We start from the raw sequence: 25,079 nt of genomic DNA, 5'->3' as shown, positions 1-25,079 counted from the left end.
ATGCTGCTGCAAGAACTGCGCCGTGAAGTCGTCAGTTACTGCCGGTTGATGTCGCAAACTGGCCTGGTCAAGCTGACGTCCGGCAACATTTCTGTACGCGACCCTGAAACCCGCCTGATCGCTGTCACGCCCACCAGCCTGTCCTATGACGCGATGACACCAGCCGATGTGGTAGTAGTGAACGCGGAGGGCTCAGTCGTGGAGGGCGACCGGCGCCCCACCGTCCGTTCTTGTGGAGGAACAGTCACGGCGCTGCTGGACGAGGAGGCGGAGAGGATTTTGTCCACCTATCACGCGGCAACACCGGGGAGGAGACCTGTTTGAACATCCGTGACCTCGTTCGTCCCGAGTGGATTCGCGCTCAGTTGTCAGTTTCAGACCAGAACGAAGCCATTGACGCCCTCAGCGAACTCCTGGAACGGGACGGGGTTGTCAAGCCCGGTTTTCGCTCCGCTGTCAAGGATCGCGAACTGGGCTTCCCCACCGGGCTGCCCACCAGCGGTACAAAGGTAGCTTTGCCACATACCGGCGCTGAACACGTGTACCGGTCGGCTGTAGCCATCGCTACGCTGGTAACCCCAGTCTCCTTTCGCGTGATGGGGAACCCCGATGATACAGTCGACGTGCGGATCGTCTTTCTCCTGGCGATTGCAGACCGGGAATCGCAGGTCCATGCACTCTCCCAGTTGGTCGAGATTGTCCAAGAGGAGGAGATACTGAAGTCGATGCTGCTTGCGCCGGATTCAACGGAGGTTCACCGTGCTATAACAAGGATCATAGGGTAGGTTCCGCACCGTACTGTCAATGCTACCGGCCTCGGTTTCGTTAGCGGATACGTATTGACTTCGGATGAATAACATGCAATAATAGCGCATAGATATGCACCACGGAGGTGGCCAACGATGAGTCCTGGCTGCGTGAACTGGGTAGAAGGCGAATCTTTTTGCTTCTGCAGGATGCATAGGGACGAGTCCTGCACCGAGTGCAAGTACTTCCTGTTGAACTACATCAGCCCGAAGGTGGAAGAGGTCTACGCAAAGCCGTTAGTGCAGGTGAGCGTGTAATATATCTGGCAATACGGGCGCGTGTACAGGTGGCAGGCGGCCGCGCCCGGGTCTGTGTCCTGCTCTTTTTATTTCTCGCGTACGCCGTGACCCGGCTGACATGTTATGCCCGCACATGACACCCCCGACAGACCGCCGGCCCTCCCGCTTCACCAGGCTCGCCCATCAGGACATATGCGTGTAACCCTTCCCAGCAAATCGTCATAATCTGGATTGATGTTAGCCTCGGCTAACACTCCGCAAGAAGGGGTGACCCTCAACGTGATCGCCCCGTTGTCCACGCTTGAGGTGGGCCTCGAAGGACGGGTGGTCGAGGTCCGGGGCGCAGGGGCGCTCAGGAGGAGACTGCTGGACCTCGGGTTCACCCCGGGGGCCACCGTGAAGGCCGTTCGCAGGGCCCCGCTGGGCAGTCCGACAGCGTTCCTCGTGAGGGGAACAGTGATTGCACTTCGCCCGGCGGACGCCTCCACCATCCTCGTTATGACCAGCACAGATACCGGAGGAGATGCGCAATGGGTCTGACAGTCCATTCCTGCGGGTCGCCGGTGAACCGGTTCGAGGCCCCTCCGGAGGAGGCCCGCGATGGGAGGTTCGTGGTGGCGCTGGCCGGCAATCCCAACACCGGAAAGAGCACCGTATTCAACGCGCTCACGGGACGCAGGCAGCACACCGGGAACTGGCCCGGGAAAACAGTGGTGACCGCGCGCGGGTATTACACGTTCGATAGCGCGAAATTCGTCGTGGTCGACCTGCCGGGCACCTATTCGTTGCTCACCAGCTCCGTCGAAGAGGAGGTCGCAACGGAGTTCCTGATCGCCGGGAGGCCGGACGTCACCGTTGTCGTGACCGACGCAACGTGCCTCGAGCGGAATCTCAACCTGGCGCTCCAGATAATCGAAATGACGCCGCGCGTGGTCGTGTGCGTGAACCTCGTGGACGAGGCGCTAAAGAAAGGAATACAGGTGAACACCGATTTACTGTCCCGCGATCTCGGTGTGCCGGTGGTCCCCGCCGCCGCCCGGTCGGGCCTGGGCCTCGGGCGACTCAAGAAAACCGTGCACGACGTGGCCACCGGCGCCCGCGTTCCCCAGCCGCCGCCGGTACCGTACTCAGAGAGGGTGTCCCGCGCGATCGGCCTCCTGGCCCCGGCCATAGTGGACCTCGGGTTCGACAACAGGACCGCCAGGTGGCTGGCCGTGCGGCTCCTCGATTCCGACGGGCCTGCCCGGGCCGCAGTCCTGCGCTTCCTCCGGAACGGCGCCCGCGGGAGGTGCGCCCGTTGAACCGCGGGGGCCTCCCCGACGATGTTGCCAGGCTCGACGAAGCATCGCGCCACGTAACGCAAACCCTCGCCGCGGACATAACGAACGACGTGGTCCAGGACATCTACAGGCGCGCCGAGGTCATAGCCAGGAGCGCCGTCAGGGACGAGCGGCCGGGCCCCGATCCCGTCACCAGCGGTCTCGACAACGTGCTGACCTCGAAAGCGCTGGGGTTCCCGGTGATGTTCCTGCTGTTGGCAGCGGTGTTCTGGATTACGCTGAGCGGGGCCAACTATCCTTCGGCCGTCCTTGCCTCAGTGCTGTTCCGCGGCCAGGATGCCCTGACCGCGTTGTTTGAACGGCTCAACGCCCCGTGGTGGCTGCACGGTGTTCTCGTGCTGGGCACGTACCGGTCACTCGCCTGGGTGGTGTCGGTGATGCTGCCGCCGATGGCCATATTCTTTCCGTGCTTTACCCTGCTGGAAGACCTGGGGTACCTGCCGCGCGTGGCGTTCAACCTCGACCCACTCTTCGAGCGGGCAGGCGCCCACGGCAAGCAGGCGCTCACGATGAGCATGGGGTTCGGCTGCAACGCGGCGGGCGTGATCGCGTGCAGGATCATAGAGTCGCCGCGCGAGAGGTTGATCGCCATCCTGACGAACAACTTCGTGCCGTGCAACGGCCGGTTCCCCACCCTCATCGCGCTGTCGTCCCTGTGCGCGGCATGGCTGACGGGGGTGGAACCGGGTACGAGCGCACTGTCGGGGGGAGCCGCCGCTTCGCTGCTCGTTACTGGCCTGGTCACGGCGGGGATCGCCGCCACGCTCGCGGTCTCGTGGCTCCTCGCGCGCACGATACTCAGGGGCGAGGCGACGTCGTTCACGATGGAACTGCCCCCTTACAGGCTTCCACAGGTGGGCCGGGTGCTGGTCGCCTCCATACTCGACAGGACGGTGTTCGTGCTGGCGCGGGCGGTGACGGTCGCCGCCCCCGCGGGCGCCGTCGTGTGGGTTCTGGCGAATCTCAACGTGGGCGGCGCGAGTGTCATGGCCCGGATGGGAGGGTGGCTCGACCCACTGGGCAGGGCCGTGGGGCTGGACGGCCTGATACTGCTGGCCTTCATACTGGGGCTACCCGCTAACGAGATAGTGATACCCGTACTGCTGATGAGTTACACCGGGGCGGGGACCATGGTCAAGGTGGAAGACGTCGGCGCGCTCGGGGCGATACTCAAGGCGAACGGGTGGACGTGGGCGACGGCGGCGTGCGCCATGCTGTTCTCGCTGATGCATTTCCCTTGCGGCACGACGCTCCTCACCATACACAAGGAAACAGGTGACCTGAAATGGACAGCGCTGGCGGCATTGATACCCACGGCAGCGGGTCTCCTCGCATGCTTCGCGGCAAGCTCGCTGCTCCGCGTGGTCATCCCGTCTTAGAGCCACGCTGGGCGAGGCCGTGCGCCGAGACGTGCGACTCCTGGAAATCGATCCTCCCCGCGCAGCCGCTGGCGGACTCGCTTTCCCGGAACCGTGCGAAACCGTCGCAAAGCGCCGGGTTCGCCTTCATGTAGGCGACGAGCGCCTCGATCGCCTTGAGCGTGACGAGGCTGAATCCGTGTTCCACCGCCTCGGCCTCGCGCGCCGCAGTCTCGTGCGACCCCAGTATCTGCAGGAACTCGCGGATGACCCTGTTTCGTTCGACGAGGTACCTTCCCACTTCTCGGCCGCTCGAGGTAAGGATGATGTCTCCACCCTCGTATTCGAGGTACTGCTCGGCGGCAAGCCGGTGCAACGCCTTCACGACCGACGGGAGTTTGACCCTGAGACCCGCTGCAACATCGGACACCCTGACCGGCGCGTTGGACGAGGCAACCCTGTAGATTTCCTCCAGGTAATCCTCCAGGCTCGGTGACAACACGGCGATCCCCCCTGACGTGGCGACCGTCTGTATGTGAAAACCCCCATCCCGGCAGCGCTTACTGCCGAAATGGAGGTCTGGCTCTCAAGGTCTCTTGCGCCGGAGCGGGCGTTTCCGCCAGCGTGTCGACTCCGGCGTGCCAGGCCGCGGCGACCGGCGCGCAACCGGCATCCCGGCGGTTACCCGCGCGGCGCTGGCGAGCTACTCCCCTCGGGTCTATTGGACTCGATTCATATTATGAGGGACTGTTCCCACGCGTCACCGCGGGCGATCATACTCGACGTCGTCGCGCGGAACACCCCGCAGTTCGTCGAGCCTCACTGTGCCAGGCGGGGGGCAGTCCTCCCCAGGACCGGCGGCGGGGTAAACCTCCACCACGGCGCCCTGCACGCAGGTGCCTTCCCCGAGGACCCCGACCCAGTAAGCCACATTCTCCGGCGACAGGCCGTCGACCGCGTTTACCGTTACCCGCGCCGAGACGACCCTTGACAACCCGTGGCGGCCGGCTTCCTCCATCATCGCCTCAAGGACCCCGTGAGCAGCCGAGATCTCGTGCATCTTCGACCCCCCTTTGCGTGGTATCGTGACCGGAGCTCGCCACACCCACCGGCTGGCCGACCGCCAGCACCTTCACACCCCTGCCCGGACGGATTACGTGGGTAGCGCACGACATACACGGGTCGAACGCGCGGACGATCCTCCCCACCTCCACGGGACAGCCGGGGTCGGCCAGCACCGTTCCGATTAATGCCTCCTCAGCCGGTCCGGGGTTCCCGCAGTTGTCGTGGGGAGAGAAGTTCCACGCGGAAGGCGTGATGATGTTGTAGCGGGCTATCTCCTCACCTGCCACCAGCATCGTATGCTGCAGAGTACCCCTGGGGGCTTCGACCGTAATGGATACGAACGGATCGGCCACCGATGGGTTCTGGGCGACCGTGGGTGCGCCGGGTTCGAGGGTTTTCAGCAGGTCCCAGATCAGGGACGCGATCTGTCTTGCCTCCACCGCCCTCGCGATCAGCCTGTCCATCGTCCCGGTGCCGGGTCCGGGGAACAACGTGCGACCGGGCGGGCCGGATGCCTCGCAGACCGCCCGCCTCGCAAGCGGGCCGACCTCGAGTGCCATCCCGCGGTACCTCGGGGCGGTCGACCAAGTGTAGGCGAGCGGCTTGTCGGGGTCCGGGGCGGGATGCGGCAGGCCCTCGTCGAACCACGAACGCCTCAGGTGCTCCTGGATGAATAGCGGATCCACCGGCTCCACACGCCCGTCATACAGCACGCCCGAGGGGGTCAAAGGGGTGTCCATCCGCGGGCCCACCCTGAACAGCCCGGACGAGTAGAACCTGGCTGGGCGGCTGCCGATTTGAAAGTAATCGGGATACGCCCCGGCCAGGGTCTCGACGTCGGGGAGGTAACAGTCGTCGAGGAACGATATTGTCTCTTCAAGAAGGGAACTGCACTTCAGCACCCGATCGGCCGTGACCGGGACCGAGACCCCACCCGGGACCATACCGTGAGCGTGAGGCGCTTTGCCTGCGAAAGCCGCCATCATTTCGTGACACTTCCGGGACGCGTCCACCGCGCGGATGTAGTTGGCAACCATCCGTCCGGTCGCGGCCACGCCGAGCCGGTAGTCGCCCCCCACGACTCCCTGGAACGGCGGGACCGGTGGGAATTCCACGAAGTCCGGCAGGCTGAGCAAGTAGAAGTGCCTGATCTGGTTCTGCAGGATCTCCGCCCCGAGGATAAAATTGCGTAGAATCCACCCATTGGGCGGCAGCTCGTTGTGGTAGGCCCGGTCGGCCACCAGGGCCCCTGCATAGCCGTGTGCGGCAGAGCAGATCCCGCACACCCTCTCGGTGAAGTAAGGGGCATCGGTGACGTGCCTGCCCCTCATCATCATTTCAAACCCGCGGAACTGCCCGCCACTCGCCCTCGCGTCGACAACCTGGTTGCCATCCACGACGACCTCGATGCTGAGGAGCCCGCTCACCCTGGTCATCGGGGCAATCGTTATCGTCTTGCTCAGACTCGAATCCCCTCCTTATGCCCGCCGGGCGGCGAACCCGGGCGCTTGACCGGAAGCGGCGCGAAAAATGGTGTGGAGCCGTCGGGAAATTCCGGTGTCGTGCAGCCAATGCACGGGGTGCTCGCCTTTACCGGCCAGTTCACGTACGAATTCCACTGCCTATACGGGCAATCTGAATGGGTGACCGGCCCCACGCACCCGGCCTCGAACATGCACTCGCGCCGTCCGGGGCCGGTGGCGAATTCGCCCCGGTCGAAGTACGATCGCCGCTGGCAGTGGCGGTGTACGGTGTCCCCGTATATCAGGGTGGGTCTGCCCCACCTGTCGAGCCCAGGAGGGCCGTACATCAGGAGGTGGGCGAGTGTCGCCATCGTCCAGTCCGGGTGAGCCGGGCAACCCGTGACGTTTATCACGTCTCTCCGGCCGAGAGCCGCCGAGGTCCCCAGGCTGCCGCTCGGATTCGGCCTCGCGGCGGACGGGCCGCCGTGCGTGGCGCACGTTCCTACGGCGACTACTGACCCCGCAAGGGACCCCAGCCATTCGACGATCGAAGCGACTGTCACCGCGTCCCCCGCGGTACCCATTGGCCCCCGCCATGATACGATGCCATACCTTCCCCGGGCCGCCACCGGGATGGCGCCCTCGACCACCAGTACGAATACCCCCGCGTTCGCGGTCGCGGCTGCGGCGAGCTCCTCGATGGCCGCCGGCCCCTCGGCAGCCATGAGCGCGTTACTGTATCGCAGATCGATAATTGAGGACAGTATCTGCTCGAGGCCCGGGCCGGCGGCGTTAAACAACGATATTGAATCCCCCGAGCAGGCGTTGGCCTCAAACCAGATGACGGGGGGCTTCGGTTTTGCCGCCTGGTCGAGAAACCGGTTGAGCTCCCGGATGAGAACGGCGGTGGTGTTCTCGCCGCTACACGTTACGAGATCCCTGAAATCGCAGTAATCCACGGACCGCGCTGCCACCTTCGAACCGGCATGCCGCCGGATACATACTATGCTGTTGGCCGGATCAATGGCCCGTTTGAGACGGGCGCGCGCAGTGGGAGGTATTTGAGACGGTCTGGGTTATCGGCATGGGGCACCCTGCAATGTCGGATGATGCGGCCGGTCTCAGGGCGGTGCGGGAGGTCTCCGGCAGAGCCTGGCCCGGACCAGTGGAATTCGTGGAGGCCACTGCGTGCGCCCCCGATGTGCTTCCCGCGGTGACACCGCGTCTCTACAACGAGCCGCTCGACATCATTGTGGTGGACGCCGTTTCAACCGGGAGGCCCGCCGGGACTGTGGTACGAAGCCCGCTGGAGTATTCGAGAACCGGGTACGGACACGCAGGCCGGCTGTCGCTACACACCCTCGGGTTGGAGGCCATGCTCGCCCCGCTGAATATCATGGGGATCGCCCCCAGATCCGTGACCCTCGTCGGCGTAGAGGCGGGTTCCACCCTTCCCGGCGATGGACTGACCGGGGCGCTTGTCGATTCATGGGATTCGTTCATCCAGGCGCTCGTCGATGAGGTCCTTGCGCTGATCAGCGGGTCGATGGGGTTTGAGTCCGCTCCCGGATCCAGCTAGCCCTCGTGCCAGTACTGGTTCGAATACGGCTTGTGCGAGCGCGGCCGTATGGCGGTATAACCGCCGGTCGCGAGCCTCTCGTAGTCGAACCGGCCGCTGAAGCATTCGCAGAACTCCTGCAGGATCCCGGACAACATCCGCAGCTCGCCGTCGCCCGCGGGGCCTACCTGTGCCCCATCCCAGACCGCGGCAGGGTCCACCGCGCCGCGGATGAAGATAGTTCCGCCGTGAATGCCGGCGGCAACCGTGCCAGCGCGAAGGACGCGCGCGCCGCCGGTGGCGCCTGTCAAGCCGGCGACGGCGGGGTTCGCTGTGGCCGCGGCGCCGTTGCCCGCAACGTTCAACACGACCACCACGCCGCCGCTCATGTACTCCCCAAGGAAAGGACCAGCGGAACCGCCTATTACGACCACCGGCATGACCGCGCCGCTACTCTTCATGTGCACCGCCGCGCGGGGTCCCGCGTGACCGCGTACGAAGAGGCGGCCGCCCCTCGCGGACATGGCGGCGATGTGCCCGACGCGGCCGTCTACAACGATCCGCCCCGAATTCATCGTGTTCCCCACGCCGTCCTGCGCGTTCCCGAAAACGCGGATCTCGGGCCCGTCCAGGAATACGCCCAGGTCCTGCCCGGGCGTGCCGTGGACGTCTATCCGGCATTTCGACGTCGTGCCCGTCCCTATGTACCGGTGCCCTCTCACCGACGTCAGTTCCAGGACATCGTGATCCGCGGCGAGGTCGCGTATCCGCGCGTTGAGTTCCCTGTACGTGAGGCCCGACGCGTCAATGGTGGCTGTTCTCACTTCGCAAAGCCCCCTCATGCCCCGGCGTGCGCCACGCCGAGGACCTTCAGCGCGCACTCGCTGATCTCCACGGCCCTGAGCCTGTCGCGGTTACTCCTCAGGCTTTCTATAGCGTTTATCCCGAGCGCCCCGAGCATCTCCTCCATTTCCATTTTCCAGGCCCCGAGGAGGTTCGAGAGCCGCTCGGTCGCCTCCGAAGGCTCGAGCCGCTCGACTAGGTCCGGTCGCTGCGTGGTGATCCCCCACGCGCACTTGCCCGTGTAGCACATCTGGCACAGGTGACACCCCAGTGCGACGAGCGCCGCCGTGCTCACGGCGGCGATGTCCGCCCCCAGCGCTATCGCCTTCAGGACGTCCGCCGCGGAGCGGATCCCTCCGGACGCGATGATGGTCACGTCCTCCCGAAGGCCGTCATGGCGGAGCCTGTCGTCGACCGCAGCAATCGCCAGCTCGAGCGGAAGACCGAAATTGTCGCGGAGGGTCCTCGGGGCTGCGCCCGTCCCCCCTCTGAAACCGTCAATACTGATGAAGTCCGCGCCGGCACGCGCCAGGCCGGATGCGATGGAACTGATGTTGTGTACCGCGGCCACCTTGACCCCGACAGGTCTCGAGTATCCGGTAGCCTCCTTCACCGCGTAGATGAGCTGCCTGATGTCCTCGATGGAATACACGTCGTGGTGCGGGGCGGGGGAAATCGCGTCCGAACCCTCGGGTATCATCCTGGTGCGAGCTATCGATTCGGTGACCTTCTCGCCGGGAAGGTGGCCGCCGATGCCCGGTTTCGCCCCCTGGCCGACCTTGATCTCGACCGCGGCGCCAGCATTCAGGTAATCGAGGTCTACCCCGAACCGCCCCGAAGCGCACTGCACCACAATGCTGGACGACTGCTCGCGAAGCTCGTGCGCGAGCCCTCCTTCGCCGCAGTTCATCAGCGTACCGTGACGCGCGGCCGCGGCCACCAGGGCTTTCTGCACGTTGAGGCTGACGGCTCCGTAGGACATGGCGGCGAACATCACGGGGAACCCAAGCCTGACGGGGGGTGTGTCGCGCCTTCCGCCGAGGAACGTCACCGTCTCCATCGGCTCCCTGAGCGGGTCTATCGGCGGGTTCGTCACCTGGCACGCGTCGAGCAGGAGCCGGTCCCAGATGGCCGGGAGCCGCGAATCCGAACCGGAGCCCGAGAGGAGCTTCTTGCCGTGTTCCGCCTGCTGGTAGATGTCGCTGACGCTCGATTCGCTCCAGTGGCCGTTCGGCCGGATGGAGGGTGGCCTCAACCCCACCGTTATCGCCCCGAACGGGCAGTCGAACTCGCACCTGAGGCAGCCAGCGCACAGGCTGTCCTTCGGCCTCGGTATCGACTGGATGTGCCACCTGGGCTCTCCCGGAACCTCGGGGGGCCGCCACGCCTCGATCGCGCCGAAGGTGCACTGCGTTACACACCGCATGCACTGCTTACAGAGCGTCCTGTCGATGGAAACCCTGAACCTGCTCATCTCGATCCCCCCGAGGCCTGCGATCTTGCCGCCGCCCGCTCGGGGGCATGATCGCGCCGTCCCTTCCCGGTCGAGACTACGACCGGCTCACCGCCGGCGGGAAACGAGACTCCACAGCCGGCGCCAGCCACCGCCGCGATGGCCGCCTCCTCGGACGCCACGTAGACGAGGTGGCCTTCGCGCCCCACGACGAGGGGCCGCAGTGCGAGCCTGTCGGCCAACGCGAGTACCCCGTCGCCGTTGGCGAGCACGATGCTGAATGGCCCGTTGAGCAGTGCGCCGCCATACACAGAGCGGACCCTGGCATACTCGCGGCCACCATCGCCCATCGCGTCTATCTCACGCCAGAAAGGCGGCGCCACCACGGCCGCCGCCTTCTCCAGCGTCATCCCTTTCACGCGCACGAGATAATCGAACACGTACACGATCACCTCGGTGTCTGTGAGGAGCGAGACGCGGTACCCGGAGTTCTCGACGAACCGGCGGTTCGTCCCGTAGGAGGAAAGCTCACCATTGTGCACCACTGACCAATCGAGGAGCGCGAACGGGTGGGCACCGCCCCACCAGCCCGGCGAGTTCGTCGGGAACCTGCCGTGACCGGTCCATATTCGCGCGGTGTACTCCTCCAGGCGAAAAAACTCGGCAACGTCCTCCGGGAACGCGGACGCCTTGAAGACGCCCATGTCCCTTCCGGACGAGAAGATGAAGGCCCCGGGGACTGTCGAGTTCACCTCCATCGTCATTGAGGCGACAGCCTGCTCGGGGTCAGGTCCGGTCGCGGGGTTGCCGAAGAACCTGGCAAGCACCGGAGCGTTACGCACCCGCGGCGATGGCCTCGTAGGGAGGGGTTCGTCCGAAACCACCTTGAACCTGGGCTTAAGGTAGGATTTGAGGCGTCGCAGCGCGACCATGTCGTCGCACATCGCGTGGAGGACGAACCCGTCGTATCCGTAAATCCCGTACGCGGCAAACCCGCCACCGAGGCCGTTGCTGCGCTCCCTCATCACGGCCAGCATCGAAACGATCCTTCCCGGAGGGAGATAATCGCCTTTCTCGGAGACTACCGCAGCGATTGCGCACCCCGACGGTATGCGGACCGTGCCCTCGCGGAACCGGCAACTTGGATCTGATCCATTAGACAAAACGAGACACCCCCGCAACCGGCGCAGGTGCCGTCTGCTGGCCGCAAAATGGTTATTTAAGTAGGTATTCTATGAGCGGAGCGAGCGTTCGTCAAGGGGGTTTTGGAACTTTTTCGCGTGATCCATTTGACAAGCTGGAGGGAGGGCATGCGACGTGTGCTCCGGGCAGGCCGCGGCCGGGCTCAGAACAGGATCCGGTGCCTGCGCATGTACACGTTGAGCAGGATACCGACACCCACCATGTTTGTGACGAGGGACGTGCCCCCGTAGCTCATGAAGGGAAGCGGGATGCCGGTGACAGGCATGACCCCGATAGTCATCCCCACGTTCACGATTATGTGGAAGGCGAACACGGAGACGACGCCGGTGGCCAGCAGCGCCCCATACGAATCGCGGGCGGACGCGGCTATCCGCAGGCCGCGCCATATCACGAACAGGTACACGAGGAGGATCGCGACCCCGCCGACATAACCGAGTTCCTCGCCTATGACGGAGAATATGAAGTCCGTGTGCTGGAACGGGAGGAACCTGAGCTGGTTCTGCGTCCCTGCGAACAGGCCTTTGCCGAACAGCCGGCCGGAGCCCACCGCGATGATGGATTGCCTGATGTGGTACCCGGCCCCGAGAGGGTCTATGCCGGGGTTTGTGAAGATGATCAGGCGCTTTAGCTGGTATTCCTTCAGTGGCAGTGGCAATCCCCACCTGAAGTGGGCTACTATCGCGCCCACGGCGCTAGCGAGACCACCGCCGAATACGGTCGCGAGATACCCGAACTTGGCGCCGGAAACCAGCAGCATCCCAAACGCCACCGCCAGGAACACCAGGGACGTGCCGAGGTCCGGCTGCTTCAGCACGAGGGCCATCGGTAGCGCAATGTGCGCGAAAGTCCAGAAAACACCCCACAGGCTCTCGCTCTCGTCCTCGCGGCGGGCGAGTACCGACGCGAGCGTCACGATGACCGCTATCTTGGCTACCTCCGACGGCTGCAGCGGGATCGGCCCCAGCTGGAGCCACCTCTGAGCACCCAGCGCAGACCTCCCCCTGAGCAGTACCGCCACGAGCAGCCCCAGGTTACCTGCGTAGATGAGCCGGGAGAACCTCATCAGGTCCGTGTAGTCCACGAGCAATACGACGCAAACGGCGATCACGCCGAGGCCGGCCGCCACCGCCTGGCGCACCACAAGCGAGTAGTCGCCCGTCGTGGTGGCCTGAGTGGCGCTGGCGATCATGGGGAGGCTGACCCCCGTGAGGATCAGTACGGCCGCAACCAGCGACCAGTCGATATCCTTTATCACCCTGCGCCTGGTCCTCATCCAAACATCCTCATCGCGACATTCCTACCCTAGAGCCGCCGCGAGCCCGAGAACTCGCTCGTACGCTTGACCCTCCTGACGGGAATACTTGCCACGAGCGATATCGAGCTTTCCGAATTGGATAGGTTCACGCTTATGGCCGAACAGTCGATCTCCATGTACTTGGAGACCGCGCTGGCCATGTCTTCCTTGAGCATCTCGAGGAAGTTCGGGGTGACCTGAGCCCTGTCGTTGGCCAGCGTAACGCGCAGTCGTTCTTTCGCTATGCCCTTACTGCCCAATCCCTTGGCGCCGAACGCGCTGAAAAGACCCGTCAGACTCACCCCCTCACCGGCTCCCCAATCCAAACAACTTCCGCAACCGGTCGAAAATCCCCTGCTGCTCTTCAAGAGACACGAAGGGTACCTGTTCCCCCGTGAGCCTCAGCGCCACATGCCTGTATGCCTCGCCGGCGCGGCTGCTCTGGCTCAGTACCGCCGGTTCTCCCTTGTTCGTCGTCACTATGATGCTGTCGTCGTCCGGCACCACGCCGATGAGATCGATGGCAAGGATATCGACGATGTCCTGCACGTCGAGCATGTCGCCGCGCTTGACCATGTGAGGCCTTATCCTGTTTATCACGAGCCTCGGGGGCTCCATCTCCGTGGCTTCGAGCAGGCCGATAATCCGGTCGGCGTCGCGCACCGCGGATACCTCCGGGGTGGTGATAATGAGCGCCTTGTCCGCACCCGCTACCGCGTTCTTGAATCCCTGCTCGATCCCCGCGGGGCAGTCGACTATGACGTAGTCGTGGTCGCCCTTGAGGTCCTCGACGAGCTTCTTCATCTGGTCCGGCCTGACTGCGGTCTTATCCTTGGTCTGGGCGGCGGGCAGCAGGAAAAGCCCTTCGACCCGCTTGTCCCGTATCAGGGCGTTCCGGAGCCTGCAGTAGCCCTCGACCACGTCAACCAGATCGTATACTATACGCTGCTCGAGGCCCATCACGACGTCCAGGTTCCTGAGCCCGATGTCCGCGTCTATCATCACAACCTTGTTGCCCATAAGCGCCAGCGCCGTCCCGATGTTCGCCACGGCTGTGGTCTTGCCCACCCCTCCCTTGCCGGAGGTGACCACGTACGCCTCTCCCATGCCTACTCCTCCCCGCAAGAAGCCCTGGAAAGCCCCGCGATCCAGGACATCGTTTCAACGACTATCACCCCGCCGCGGAGCCGCGCGATCTCTGGCAGGGTCGGGTTCGATGGTCCCTCGGGCGGCCTGGATATCCTTCCCGCAATGCGCAGCTGCGTGGGCGCCAATCTCAATGCCGCCACGATCGCGCTCTCGTCCCCGCCGGCCCCCGCGTGCGCCACACCCCGCAGGAACCCAACTACCACGATGTCGCCCCTGGCCGCTATTTCGGAGCCCGGATTAGCGTCCCCAAGCACCACGACGTTCCCGTCGAACCTGATAGTCTGGCCGGACCGGATGGTCCTCTTCACCAGCATCGTCGGCCTTGTCGAGGCGGAGTCGACAGCAGCCCTGTCGTCGTCGCGTGGTGCGGCCCGCGTCGCCGTCCCGGCCCCGCCTGAAGCCCCGGCGAAGACGCCGCTCCCGTTCGCGCTCCCCGACGCGGAACGCGTCCTGCGGTACTGGTTCCGCACGACCTTCTCCAGGTGAACACCGAGACTCATGTCCATCATCAATTCCAGCTCCACCAGTTCGGCGGCCCCTACGTTCCGCGAACCGATGTCCAGAGTGACGTTGGCGCCCTGAAAGAACGAGCCCGACTCGCCCAGCCGCTCGATGAGCGAGGCCTTCGCCGTTTCGAAGTCCACCTCATCGTTCAGCACGACGAGTAACCCGTTTCTCGTTCCCTTGATCACAACGTCTTGCCGCATGGCCGGTTCCGGCACCTTCTCAAAGCCGCCTCCATTCAAATGTCGAATTCTAGCCGCGACCATCAAATCCTCCACTGATTTCCAGATCGCCCCAGGCAACTCGCGCCCTACCTCATGCTTTGGCGCTCAAGGGCCTGTGGCTTCCGACCCGGGCTTTTGAGTCCGGAAATACTCCTCGAACACGGCCCTCACGACGGGTCCCGCGCTGGCGCCGCCGTGCCCCCCCTGCTCGAGGATGACCGCCACGGCGATTTCCGCGTTGTCAAACGGCCCGTACGCGACCATCCAGGCATGATCGTCACCGTGCGGGTTCTCCGCCGTGCCCGTCTTCGCGGCCAACCTGACGTTCATCCCCGCAAACGTCGCCGCCGCCGTGCCGCCTGGTTGCGTCACCAGCCACATCCCGTGCCGCACGATGTCCAGGGTGGCCTTCGACACGTTCAGGGTCCCTGCAACCTCCGGCGTTGCCTCGCGAACGAGATTCCCGGATAGATCGGTGACCTTCCCGAGGAAGTGGGGCTTATACCTCGTCCCACCGTTGGCGATCGTGGCCACGTAGTTGGCCATCTGCAGCGGCGTGTAGCTGTGGAACACCTGGCCCATCCCCGCCATCATGTGCTCCGCCAGAAGGACCTCGGGTTCGCGCACCAGTTTCTGGGAGTAGGCCTTGCGCTTCCATTCGGTCGTAGGAAGAAGGCCTGTAGCCTCGCCCGGGAGATCCACCCCCGTGGGCGACCCCAGGCCGAGCTGTTTCCCGTACTTGGCTATGAGGTCCACACCGAGGCGCCTGCCCATCTCGTAGAAGAAGACGTTGCACGACCCCTGAATGGCCCCCAGGATGTCGACCGATCCGTGGCCGGATTTGATCCAGCAGTTCAGGCTGGGGATCAACCAGTGATGGCCGGCGCAGGTGATGCGCTCGGACGGGGTTACCTTGCTCTCTTCCAGCGCGGCGATGGCGGTGACCATTTTGAACGATGACCCCGGGGGGTACTGCCCCGCGATAGCCAGGTTGTTCAGTGCCTTGACCTTATAGAGCTCCTGGAGCTTGTCGGGCGTTATGCCGTGCGAGAAGTCGTTCGGATCGAACGCCGGGCGGCTGACCATGGCGAGTACCTCGCCGTTACGCACGTCGATGACGGCCACGGCCCCCGCCCTGACGTTGGGGTTCGTCTTGCGCAGCTTCTCTATCTGGTCATCGAGGGCCTTCTCGGCGGCCCGCTGCAGGCCGGCGTCGAGAGTGAGGTGGACGTTGTTTCCCGCCTTCGGGTCGATCTTGCCCAGGATCTTGCTGAACCGGCCCCTGGCGTCGACCTCAACCTGCTTGCCGCCGTTCTCCCCGCGCAGGTCGCGCTCGAACGCGGCCTCAAGACCGTACTGGCCTATCGTATCGCCCATCCGGTAATCCTTGTACCTGGGCGAATCAAGCTGCTCTTTCGAGATCTCGTGGACGTACCCCAGGACGTGCGCGGCGAACGTTCCACCCGGGTAGTCCCGCACGGGCTCCGCCTCGACCACTACGCCGGGCATGTCGGCGCGGTGTTCTTCTATTGTAGTGTACGTCTCGGCGCTGATGTCGGCGATTATCTTGACGGGCTCGTATAGCCGCCCGGCCTGGTCATTGATCTTCGACCGGATCCTGGCGGGGTCGATCCCCAGGATGGCGCCGAGTCTCTTGACGCTCTCGGCCGTCTCCGCGGGGTTCATAATCAGCAGCGACACGGAGAACGCGGGACGGCTGGCTGCGAGCAATTCGCCGTTCCGGTCGTAGATCACGCCTCGCGGGGCCGTGATGGGCACGAGCCTCAACCTGTTCCCCTTGGCGAGGTCCTCGTATTTGTCCCCCAGGACGATCTGGAGCCTTCCGAGCTGGACGCCGATGAGAACGAAAGCCAGCGCGAGCAGGAGGAAGAACACCGCCAGCCGCTTCTTCATCCGGTCCCCGATCCCGTCCTGGGGCACGCCTACACCTGCCTCCTGAGCACGGACCTGGCCGCCCTGACGCCACCGATCGCGGCGAACACGACGGGGCCAAGCAAGGCATTATAGAGCGACGCCATCGCTATGACCGGCATCCGGTCGAAAAGCGAGACTCCGGCTCCGGCCAGCCTGAGGATGATGAACGCGAGGGTGTTGCACAGCAAGGTCGCGACAAACCCCACGGAAAACGGCACAGCGAACCTGTCGCAGTAGACGCGCCTGCCCGCGAGTCCGGCGATTAACCCGCAGGCCGCTTTGGACAGGGCGTTGAGCCCAATGTACCGGCTGGCCAGGAGGTCCTGCTGCAAGCCGGCAATTAAGCCGGCAAGCCCCCCCGTCAAGGGGTCGGTGAGTAACGCGGCGAACTGGGACGCCAGGAGCGGGATGTCGGGGACCGCGCCGCGCGGGCTGACGACAGCCACTACGGCCGCCTGGCAGAGCCACGAAGCGGCCACCACTACGAAAGGCCACTTCCTCACCTGGGCCGTTCCTCCCTCGGGGGCTGCAATACCAGGACCTCCTCGATCCTTGAAAAATCCGCAGCGGGGCGTACGAGAGCCGACTTTATGAGCCCATACTCCTCCCTGTCAACCGTGTCCACGTGACCGATGAGAATACCCTTTGGGAACACGCTTCCGAGGCCGGACGACACGACGACGTCGCCTTCCCTCACATCGGCATCCCTCGAGAACATCGTCATCTTCAGGAGGCCGTCCGTCCGCCCGCCGAGGATGAGCCCCATGTCGCGCGATCTCACCACCATTGCGCCGGCGGATGCGTCCGGGTCCAGTAAGAGCATGACCGTCGCGGTCCTCGGCGTCACCTTCATTACGCGCCCCAACAGGCCCTTGCTCCCGACCACCGGCCAATCCTTCTCAACCGAGTCACGCGATCCGCGGTTAACCGTTATCGTGGAAAACCAGTTGTCGGCATTGCGGCCGATAACCTCGGCCGGAACGAAAGAAAACGAGGACCGTTGCGCGAACCCCACGAGATCCCTGAGCCTGCGGTTCTCGTTCAGGGCTTCCTCAAGCTGGGCGCGCACGGTCTCGAGCTCGCCTATTCTCGCCGCCAGGCGCTCGTTTTCGCTTTTAACCTGCTGGATGCTGGAGAACCAGGAGCCCACGGACTGGACGGTGCCGGATACCCGCGAAGCGGTGCTTTGAATCGGGACGATCACGTCGTTTACGAAGTTCTCGATTCCGCTGGCGCGGTCTCTCTCCCTCGAGGTGAGGCTCGTGACGACGATGCTGAACACGACGACGAGGGCCCCCAGGACAAGCCTCCGTAACCTGAGCTGCCGGTCCAGGGATCATCACGCCTTTCTATCCCAGCCTCCTGGAGCTTGTGGCTATCCGCCTCAGGGTCTCCACGTCCTCCAGGGCCTTGGCGGTTCCCCTGACCACGCACAGCATCGGGTCTTCCGCCACGTGCACGGGCATACCGGTGTCCTCCGAGATCAGCCTGTCCAGGCCCCTCAGAAGCGAGCCTCCGCCCGCAAGGACGATCCCCCTGTCCATTATATCAGCGGCGAGCTCGGGCGGTGTCCTCTCGAGTGTAACCCTGATCGCGTCCATTATGGCCGCGACGGGCTCCGACAGCGCCTTGCGGGTCTCCTCGGCCGTCATTGTCATCGTCTTCGGAAGTCCCGTGACGAGGTCCCTGCCCCTGATCTCGATCGATTCGTCGTCGTTTACGGGATAGGCCGATCCGATCTTGATCTTGACCTCCTCAGCAGTGCGGTCACCTATGAGGAGATTGTACGTCTTCTTGACGTAGTTGACGATGGCCTCGTCCATCTCGTCGCCGGCCACCCTGATCGACCGGGCGGTGACGATGCCGCGGAGCGATATCACAGCAACCTCGCAAGTGCCCCCGCCGATGTCCACGATCATGTTGCCGGTGGGCTCCGTGATCGGCAGGCCCGCGCCTATCGCGGCCGCCTTCGGCTCGTCGAGCGGGTACGCTTCCCTCGCGCCGGCCTGGTAGCACGCCTCTATCACGGCGCGCCGCTCCACCTCGGTGACACCGGTCGGCACCGATATCACGATCCTCGGCTTGAAAAGCCCCCTCGGGTTGGCCTTCCGGATGAAATACCGGAGCATCGTCTGCGTAACGTCGAAGTCGGCTATGACGCCGTCCTTCATGGGACGGATGGCGATCACGTTGCCGGGCGTCCGGCCTATCATCTGCTTTGCTTCGTTACCTACCGCGAGCACTTCCCGCGTGTCCCTGTTGAGGGCGACCACGGAGGGTTCCTGGATCACGATCCCCCTACCCTTGACGTGTACCACGGTATTGGCTGTTCCCAGGTCTATCCCCATGTCCCGCGAGAAGTAGTTGTAGATGAAATCGAACATCCTCAATACCCCTTCCTAGAATCCCGGCCAGCCGACCCCGGCCTCCCGTAGACTTACGAACCGGTCCTCGCCTATCACGACGTGGTCCAGGACCTCGATCCCCAGGATTCGACCCGCTTCGACGATCCGGCGCGTCACGTTGACATCCTCCGGACTCGGGTTGGGATCGCCGCTGGGGTGGTTGTGCACCAGTATTATCGCCGCGGCGCTCTTCCTCACCGCCGTCCTGAATATCTCGCGCGGGTGGACGATGGACTCGTTGAGGCTGCCCACCGACACGAGTTCGATCCCCAGCACCTGATTCTTGGTGTTGAGGAGTACGGCGTGAAATTGCTCCCGGTCCAGGTGTTTCATCTCGCCCACGAACAGCCCGCCCACGTCGGACGGGCACCTGATCGCGGGCCTGCCCTGCGCCGCGCCTGTCGCAGCCCGCTTCCCCAGCTCGATGGCGGCCTTTACCTCGGCCGCTTTCGCGCAACCGATTCCCCTCACCGAGCGGATCTCCTCGCACGTGGCGCCGGCCAGCCAGACCAGTTCCCTTCCGGGACCCGATGCGTCTCGCGCGATCTTGAACAGGCGCCAGGCGAGGTCGAGGGCGGTCTTGCCCTCATTCCCCGTCCTGAGGATCACCGCGAGGAGCTCGACGTTGGAGAGGGAGGCCGGCCCGGACGCGGCTATCCTCTCCCTCGGCCGCTCGCTCGCGGGAAGGTCTTTCATGCTCAGGTTGCCCGTAACCACAAACGCCTCCGTTCCGCCATTTACCGGCGCCCCTCCGCCCGCAAGAGCCGGAACAGTCGGCACGATTACCCCGCAGTAAATCAAGGCCGAAACGCTTCAGCATTCTGGAAAGCCTCGGCAAGGGCAGCCCAACGACATTAAAGTAGCACCCCTCTATGCGCTCCACGAGGAGCGAACCCAGGCCCTGGATACCGTAAGCGCCGGCCTTGTCTATCGGCTCGCCGGTTTCAACGTACGCCTCGATCTCGTCCGGTTCGAGCGGCCTGAACCACACGCGTGTGGTCTCGTGCTCTACCTCGAACCGTCCGGATCCCGCGTCGATGACGGCGACCCCGGTGATAACCCGGTGTTCCCTTCCGGACAGTCTGCCCAGGATGCGGCGCGCATCGCCGGGGTCTCCCGGCTTGCCCAGGGTCTCGCCATCGACCTCCACGATCGTGTCGGCGCCGATCACGAGTCCACGCCGGAGTTTCTCCGCCACCGACCGCGCTTTACGCAAGGCCAGCGACTCCGCAGTTTTGGCGGGGTCGCCCGCGTTCCCGGCAGTCTCGTCCGCGTCACCCGGCAAAACGGTGAAGTCGAGCCCTATCTGCCTGAGGAGCTCCGCCCTCCTGGGTGAAGTCGAAGCGAGTACAGTCTCCGGCAAGTGATGCCACCCTTCGAGATCAGCGACGGCCGAAGTACAGCATCATCGCGAGGATTACACCGATGGCGGTGCCAATGTTCAGTGCGAGCTTCACGCCGAACGTCAACGTGAGCACTACCATGTCCAGGGTTACCGGCGGCTCCAGGCCCCCACCCACGGAGTGGCCGAGCAGCGGCACGTACTTCGACAAGATGTGCCCAACGGCGCTGCCGGCAATGGCTCCGAAAAGAAGCACCAACAACAGGATCCAAGGGTTCCTGTCCCGCCGCATCTCTTCGCCCCCTAGCGCAATCGTTGTTACAGATGCTCCGCCCTAGCTCATCCCTTTAGCTATTCGCTCGTGCCGTGTCTTTTCCTGTCGTAGGTATGCCCCCAATTATCCCCAACTATGCCACGTGTTGCCTACGGCGGCGTTATCGCCTCCGTCTTCGATTCCAGATTGCCGGTCACGGTAATACCACCGCCCTCGGTGACGAGCACCGCACCGAATCCCGCCATTCTCCCCAGGAATTCGGCACCCGGCCGCTCGCCCAGGACGAACACGGTCGTCGACAGCGCGTCTGCGGCGGTCGAAGACGCACCGACCACGGTGACGCTGGTTAACCCCCTCGCGGGATAGCCCGTCCTCGGGTCGATGATGTGGTGATACCTGACGCCATCTGCCTCGAAGTATCTCTGGTAATCCCCCGATGTCACGGCTGTCTCGTTCTCGAGCCTGATCCTCGCCAGGTATTCACTCGACTGCCTCGGATGCTGAATCCCAACCACCCACTCGGACGAACGCCGGAAGCCCAGGGGTTTTCTACCCAGCGCGAATACGTTTCCACCGGCGTCGATGAGCGCGGATTTCACGCCCCTCGCGCGCAGCACGGCCACCGCGCGGTCCGTCGCATAACCCTTGGCGATCGCGCCGAGGTCGAGTCCCATGCCGTTCCTGAGCAGGCCGACCGTCATACTGGCCTTGTCGAGGGCCACCGACCGGTAGTCCACGAGCGCCCGCGCGGTGGCGAGTTCCTCTCTTGCGGGCACGCGGGGCGTCCCGGAGAACCCCCACGCCTTGACGAGCGGCAGGACCGTCGGGTCGAACGCGCCGCCGCTCGATTCGGCGAACCGGACCGCCTGTTCGATGACCTCAAAAGTCTCCGGGCTCACCTTGACGGGGCCTTTGCCGGCGCTACGGTTTATAGCCGCAAGTTCGCTGCCCTCGTCGTACGGGTTGAGCAGCCGCTCGAGATGCCTGAATTCGTCCAGGGCCGCCTGCGCGGCGGCGTCGGCGCCTCGACCGTATACCCGTACCCTGATAAACGTGTCCATCAGTATATCGGACCTTTCAACCGGCTGCATTGTTCCGAGGTAACCCCTCAGCGCGAGCGCCGCCGCCACGGCGACGCACAACACGCCAACCAGCCGAACCCTCCTCAAAGGCCCGCCCCCTTCCCCCGGCGGCGCATGCAACCGGCCTGCCGGTTATTTCGCCGGTTACTCAAAAGGGACTCCGTCTCCGGAGCCCCCTCGCCATCTCATCCGGTCACCGCGCGCGACAAGCGCGAGCCGTCCCGCCGCCTGGCCGCGCCGTCCGACCGGGTCACCCCGCCGCCTGGCCGGCCACACGGTCCGCGCCTGCGTCCCCCGCTGCGCCCGCGCCATGACGCAGGTCATTTATCGCGTGCGCCGGGCACTTCGCAACGCAAAGCCCGCACGCGTCGCACTTCGAGTAGTCGATCCTCGCGAGGTTGTCCTGCACGGAGATGGCGCCAGTGGGGCAAACCTTCACGCATGCCATACACGCGATGCAGCCCACCTTGCACGCTTTGCGGACCACCGGACCCCGCGCCTTGCTGCGGCAGCGCACGAACACCGTCTTGGATTCCGGTACAAGCTCCATTATCCCCCTCGGGCACCCCGTCACGCACTTGCCGCAGGCCACGCACTTTTCATCGTCGACCTCGGGAAGCCCTGCAGCGGACATCCGCATGGCGCCGAACGGGCACGCGCGGACGCAGTCACCCAACCCGAGGCAGCCGTACTCGCACGCCTTGAACCCGCCCCCCGCGAGCAGGGCCGCTCGACAGCTCGGCACGCCTGCGTATGCCGACCTGTTCTGGCAGTTCACCCTGTCGCCACCGCAGGTCACGCGGGCGATGCTGCGACCGTTGGATTCACCCACGGAAACCCCGAGGATCTCGGCGATCTTCGCGGCGATGGCGGCGCCGCCGGGCTTGCAGCCGTCGGCGGGGGCCTCCCCCTTCGCTATGGCCTCGGCCAGGCCGTCGCAACCCGGGAAACCACACGCGCCGCAGTTGCCCCCCGGCAGTACCCCGCGGATCTGCGCCACGCGTGGGTCAACCTCAACGTAGAACTTCTTGCCCGCGAAACCCAGCAGGAGGCCGAACACGGCGCCCATGACGCCCATCACGATTATGGCGATTACCAGCATCCAAAATCCCTCCTGCCCGGCCTACAGCCCGAGGAGTCCCGCGAAGCCTGTGAAGGCCAGGGACATCAAGGCTGATGTTATGAAAGCAATCGGATAACCCTTGAGCGGTTTCGCGACCGGCGCGAAGTCGACCTTCTCCCTGATGGCTGCGAACAGGATGAGAGCGACGCAGTACCCGAGCGCAACGCCGAACGTATATACCCACGCCTCGGGCAACGTATAGTTGTACGTAATGCTCATTTTGAGGAACCCCGGCTTCGCCACCTCGGTTGCGGCGGCGAGCACCGCGCAGTTCGTGGTAATAAGCGGCAGGTAGATGCCCATGGCCCTGTACAGCGTCGGGGCCGTCTTGCGTATAAACATCTCCTCGAGCTGCACGAACGCCGCGATCACGAGGATGAACACCGGGATGTACAGGAACTCCCCCACCCCGAACGGGACCAGCACGTAGTTCCACAACACCCATGAGAGGGTGCTCGATATCATCATCACGAACACAACCGCCAGGCTCATGCCTATCGAGGTCTCCATCGACGACGAAATACCGAAGTACGAGCACAGGGCGATGAACCTGATGAGCAATATGTTATAGACGAGTATCGCTCCAAGGAATATGAGGAAGTACCTCTGGATCTCTCCCATTTCACACCCCTCCCGCGGCGGCGGTCGTACCCGCCTTCGAGGCCGCCTTCGACGACTTCTTCGCCGCCCGCTCGGCCATCACCATCTGAGCCTTGTTGAGCGCGCCCATCAACAGCCCAAACACCAGGAATGCGCCGGGGAAGCTTATCATGAACGTCGGCGCCTGGAAGCCGGAACCGAGGCTGATCAGGTGCACACCCAGCATTGTAATGCCGCCCGTTCCGGACAGCTCACGAATCAACCCCATCACCAGAAGCACCAGGGTGTACCCCACACCCATGCCGAGACCGTCCAGCGTTGAAGCCAGGATGCCCTTGTGGTACGCGAACGCCTCCGCGCGCCCAAGGATGATACAGTTCACGACTATCAGCGGTATCCACACCCCGAGTGACGAGTATATACCCGGGAAGTACGCCCTCAGGCTGAGGTCGACTATGGTCACGAACGACGATATCACGACGATGAATATGGGTATCCGGACGTTATCCGGGATCACCCGCCTCAAGACCGATATTACTATGTTGGAGAGCGTCAGCACGAATATGACCGCGACCCCCATGAACATGGCGTTCTCGACACGTGTCGAAACGGCCAGGGCCGAGCACAACCCGATCATCAATTTGAGTAGCGGGTTCTCGGTAACAAGTCCTCTTGTAAGGTCAGCCCGCTCGAACATCATTTCGCCACCCCCTGGCTCCCGGCCGTCTTGCGGCTGCCGAGCGGCTTCGGGATCATCATCCTGTCTATGAGCGGCGTGCACATGTTCATGAACAGTATTGCCGACGTAACACCCTCAGGTGCCTTGGAGTACGTCCTCAACACCATCGTGATTGCGCCGCACATAACCCCGAACAGGATCTTGCCTTTCGCCGTGACGGGCGAGGTCACGTAGTCGGTGGCCATGAAGAAGGCGCCGATCATTACCCCGCCGGCCAGCAGGCTGAACACCGGGTCGCCCCCCATCACGAGGCTCAGGACCGCCACGGTCCCGAGGTACGTGACCGGAATGTGCCACGTGATGACCCTCATCCACAGCAGTACTAGCCCACCCAGTACGAGAAGCAGGGCCGATACCTCGCCAATGGACCCTGCCGTGTTCTGCAGCAGAAGCGGCATGTAGTACCGTGCGACGCTGGGCGTCACCCCGCCCTTCATTATCGCGAGTGGCGTGGCCTTCGTGGCGGCGTCGATCCCCAGCGGCCTGTACCAGCCCGTGGTGAGGTACACCGGCCACGATAGCACCAGGATGGCCCTCGCCGCGAGTGCCGGGTTGAACACGTTGAACCCGAGGCCGCCGAATATCTCCTTGCCCAGGGAAATCGCCACAAACGCCCCGATGAACGGTATCCACCACGGGACTACCGGCGGGAGCACGAGCGCCAGCAAGAGGCCGGTCACCGCGGCGCTGCCGTCGAAAGCATGCGGCTGTTCGCCGGCCCGCTTGACGCAGGTTTCGGAGCATATGAAAGCAACCATGACTGCGAGAGTCACATACGGTGCGATAGCCCCCGCGCCCGCGGCCGACATGACCGCCGGCGCGAGTACGGCGACGGCCGTGGCGCCCCAGGTTCTCGGGACGCCCTTGCACATCCTGAGGTTATGCCAGATCACTTCGAAGAACAGCGAAGTAGCCATCGAAATCACTATTATGAACGAACCCGAGTACCCGAAGGTTACCATGGCGAGCAGGGTGACCGGCAGCAAAGCGAGCAGCACCCCCTGCATGACCCCACGGGTGGAATTGGGCGACTTAATGTGCGGTGAAACCGTCACTACAAGGTTCGAAGCCCCCGCCAC

The 25,079-nt window shown here is 64.1% G+C and carries 29 protein-coding genes and 1 pseudogene; 7 read left to right on the top strand and 23 right to left on the bottom strand.

Translation table 11 applies throughout. From position 1 onward, the window contains the following. The 6 genes from HPY55_15115 to HPY55_15090 all read left to right on the top strand — a co-directional run bounded on the left by HPY55_15115 (position 1) and on the right by HPY55_15090 (position 3,765). A complete protein-coding gene (locus HPY55_15115) occupies positions 1–324 on the top strand; it encodes a class II aldolase/adducin family protein (protein ID NPV71934.1) in 324 nt (107 codons plus the stop codon). Beyond that, positions 321–785, top strand: a complete 465-nt coding sequence (locus HPY55_15110) for a PTS sugar transporter subunit IIA (protein NPV71933.1) — start codon at positions 321–323, stop codon at positions 783–785. Before HPY55_15115 ends, HPY55_15110 begins: the two co-directional genes overlap by 4 nt. Positions 786–902: 117 nt before the next feature. After that, positions 903–1,064: a hypothetical protein gene (locus tag HPY55_15105; GenBank protein NPV71932.1), complete on the top strand. Its 162-nt coding sequence runs from the start codon at positions 903–905 to the stop codon at positions 1,062–1,064. A gap of 216 nt (positions 1,065–1,280) precedes the next feature. After that, complete coding sequence (locus tag HPY55_15100; protein NPV71931.1) at positions 1,281–1,586, top strand: ferrous iron transport protein A; 306 nt, start codon at positions 1,281–1,283, stop codon at positions 1,584–1,586. Next, a complete protein-coding gene (locus HPY55_15095; protein NPV71930.1) occupies positions 1,577–2,347 on the top strand; it encodes an iron transporter FeoB in 771 nt (256 codons plus the stop codon). The genes HPY55_15100 and HPY55_15095 overlap by 10 nt, the downstream gene beginning before the upstream one ends. After that, positions 2,344–3,765, top strand: a complete 1,422-nt coding sequence (locus HPY55_15090) for a ferrous iron transporter B (GenBank protein NPV71929.1) — start codon at positions 2,344–2,346, stop codon at positions 3,763–3,765. The genes HPY55_15095 and HPY55_15090 overlap by 4 nt, the downstream gene beginning before the upstream one ends. Here HPY55_15090 and HPY55_15085 read toward each other — a convergent pair. From HPY55_15085 to HPY55_15070, 4 genes are all read right to left on the bottom strand, one after another. Then, entirely contained in the window at positions 3,752–4,246 is a 495-nt protein-coding gene (locus HPY55_15085) for a DNA-binding protein (protein ID NPV71928.1), read from the bottom strand. The genes HPY55_15090 and HPY55_15085 overlap by 14 nt on opposite strands. Before the next feature lie 258 nt (positions 4,247–4,504). Continuing rightward, entirely contained in the window at positions 4,505–4,804 is a 300-nt protein-coding gene (locus tag HPY55_15080) for a hypothetical protein (GenBank protein NPV71927.1), read from the bottom strand. Then, positions 4,770–6,245 carry a hypothetical protein gene (locus tag HPY55_15075; GenBank protein NPV71926.1) on the bottom strand — a complete coding sequence of 492 codons (1,476 nt, stop codon included), beginning with the start codon at positions 6,243–6,245 and terminating at the stop codon, positions 4,770–4,772. The genes HPY55_15080 and HPY55_15075 overlap by 35 nt, the downstream gene beginning before the upstream one ends. A gap of 23 nt (positions 6,246–6,268) precedes the next feature. Beyond that, positions 6,269–7,231 (bottom strand): hydrogenase small subunit, encoded by a 963-nt coding sequence (locus HPY55_15070; protein ID NPV71925.1) that lies wholly within the window; start codon positions 7,229–7,231, stop codon positions 6,269–6,271. Between the two features lie 140 nt (positions 7,232–7,371). Between HPY55_15070 and HPY55_15065 the strand changes: the two genes are divergently transcribed. Then, positions 7,372–7,851, top strand: coding sequence for a hydrogenase maturation protease (locus HPY55_15065; protein ID NPV71924.1), 480 nt, complete (start codon positions 7,372–7,374; stop codon positions 7,849–7,851). Here the strand turns inward: HPY55_15065 and HPY55_15060 are convergent. From HPY55_15060 to HPY55_14970, 19 genes and pseudogenes are all read right to left on the bottom strand, one after another. Beyond that, positions 7,848–8,654, bottom strand: a complete 807-nt coding sequence (locus tag HPY55_15060; protein NPV71923.1) for a hypothetical protein — start codon at positions 8,652–8,654, stop codon at positions 7,848–7,850. The two genes, HPY55_15065 and HPY55_15060, sit on opposite strands and share 4 nt — an antisense overlap. Before the next feature lie 14 nt (positions 8,655–8,668). Next, on the bottom strand, positions 8,669–10,147 hold the full coding sequence (locus HPY55_15055; protein NPV71922.1) for an FMN-binding glutamate synthase family protein: 1,479 nt from the start codon (positions 10,145–10,147) through the stop codon (positions 8,669–8,671). Continuing rightward, the gene (locus HPY55_15050; GenBank protein NPV71921.1) at positions 10,144–11,289 is read right to left on the bottom strand and encodes a hypothetical protein; all 1,146 of its coding nucleotides are present in this window, start codon (positions 11,287–11,289) and stop codon (positions 10,144–10,146) included. The genes HPY55_15055 and HPY55_15050 overlap by 4 nt, the downstream gene beginning before the upstream one ends. A 182-nt stretch (positions 11,290–11,471) precedes the next feature. Further along, positions 11,472–12,602: a rod shape-determining protein RodA gene (gene rodA / locus HPY55_15045; GenBank protein ID NPV71920.1), complete on the bottom strand. Its 1,131-nt coding sequence runs from the start codon at positions 12,600–12,602 to the stop codon at positions 11,472–11,474. A 29-nt stretch (positions 12,603–12,631) separates the two neighbouring features. Continuing rightward, complete coding sequence (gene minE, locus HPY55_15040) at positions 12,632–12,919, bottom strand: cell division topological specificity factor MinE (GenBank protein NPV71919.1); 288 nt, start codon at positions 12,917–12,919, stop codon at positions 12,632–12,634. Positions 12,920–12,929: 10 nt separating this feature from the next. Then, positions 12,930–13,730 (bottom strand): septum site-determining protein MinD, encoded by an 801-nt coding sequence (minD, locus tag HPY55_15035; GenBank protein ID NPV71918.1) that lies wholly within the window; start codon positions 13,728–13,730, stop codon positions 12,930–12,932. A 2-nt stretch (positions 13,731–13,732) separates the two neighbouring features. Next, a complete protein-coding gene (minC, locus tag HPY55_15030; protein ID NPV71917.1) occupies positions 13,733–14,494 on the bottom strand; it encodes a septum site-determining protein MinC in 762 nt (253 codons plus the stop codon). A gap of 111 nt (positions 14,495–14,605) precedes the next feature. Continuing rightward, a complete protein-coding gene (mrdA, locus tag HPY55_15025; GenBank protein ID NPV71916.1) occupies positions 14,606–16,441 on the bottom strand; it encodes a penicillin-binding protein 2 in 1,836 nt (611 codons plus the stop codon). Positions 16,442–16,443: 2 nt separating this feature from the next. Next, entirely contained in the window at positions 16,444–16,938 is a 495-nt protein-coding gene (gene mreD, locus HPY55_15020; protein NPV71915.1) for a rod shape-determining protein MreD, read from the bottom strand. Beyond that, positions 16,935–17,717, bottom strand: coding sequence for a rod shape-determining protein MreC (mreC, locus tag HPY55_15015; GenBank protein NPV71914.1), 783 nt, complete (start codon positions 17,715–17,717; stop codon positions 16,935–16,937). Before mreC ends, mreD begins: the two co-directional genes overlap by 4 nt. A 67-nt stretch (positions 17,718–17,784) precedes the next feature. Then, on the bottom strand, positions 17,785–18,819 hold the full coding sequence (locus HPY55_15010; GenBank protein ID NPV71913.1) for a rod shape-determining protein: 1,035 nt from the start codon (positions 18,817–18,819) through the stop codon (positions 17,785–17,787). Positions 18,820–18,834: 15 nt separating this feature from the next. Continuing rightward, positions 18,835–19,536 carry a DNA repair protein RadC gene (gene radC / locus HPY55_15005; protein NPV71912.1) on the bottom strand — a complete coding sequence of 234 codons (702 nt, stop codon included), beginning with the start codon at positions 19,534–19,536 and terminating at the stop codon, positions 18,835–18,837. Between the two features lie 94 nt (positions 19,537–19,630). Beyond that, positions 19,631–20,203, bottom strand: a pseudogene (maf, locus tag HPY55_15000) (septum formation inhibitor Maf). 19 nt (positions 20,204–20,222) lie between these two features. After that, positions 20,223–20,474 carry a DUF4321 domain-containing protein gene (locus tag HPY55_14995; GenBank protein NPV71911.1) on the bottom strand — a complete coding sequence of 84 codons (252 nt, stop codon included), beginning with the start codon at positions 20,472–20,474 and terminating at the stop codon, positions 20,223–20,225. 131 nt (positions 20,475–20,605) lie between these two features. Further along, positions 20,606–21,625: an FAD:protein FMN transferase gene (locus HPY55_14990; protein ID NPV71910.1), complete on the bottom strand. Its 1,020-nt coding sequence runs from the start codon at positions 21,623–21,625 to the stop codon at positions 20,606–20,608. A gap of 163 nt (positions 21,626–21,788) precedes the next feature. Next, positions 21,789–22,640 carry an RnfABCDGE type electron transport complex subunit B gene (locus tag HPY55_14985; GenBank protein NPV71909.1) on the bottom strand — a complete coding sequence of 284 codons (852 nt, stop codon included), beginning with the start codon at positions 22,638–22,640 and terminating at the stop codon, positions 21,789–21,791. A 21-nt stretch (positions 22,641–22,661) separates the two neighbouring features. Next, entirely contained in the window at positions 22,662–23,282 is a 621-nt protein-coding gene (locus HPY55_14980; GenBank protein ID NPV71908.1) for an electron transport complex subunit RsxA, read from the bottom strand. Between the two features lies 1 nt (position 23,283). Beyond that, positions 23,284–23,958, bottom strand: coding sequence for an electron transport complex subunit RsxE (gene rsxE / locus HPY55_14975; GenBank protein ID NPV71907.1), 675 nt, complete (start codon positions 23,956–23,958; stop codon positions 23,284–23,286). Beyond that, positions 23,958–25,079, bottom strand: a complete 1,122-nt coding sequence (locus tag HPY55_14970; protein ID NPV71906.1) for an RnfABCDGE type electron transport complex subunit D — start codon at positions 25,077–25,079, stop codon at positions 23,958–23,960. The genes rsxE and HPY55_14970 overlap by 1 nt, the downstream gene beginning before the upstream one ends.

Source organism: Bacillota bacterium (assembly GCA_013178305.1).
GTDB lineage: Bacteria > Bacillota > Sulfobacillia > JABLXB01 > JABLXB01 > JABLXB01.
Note: the sequence above shows the minus strand (reverse complement) of the source record. Positions and strands in the feature narration are given on the sequence as shown.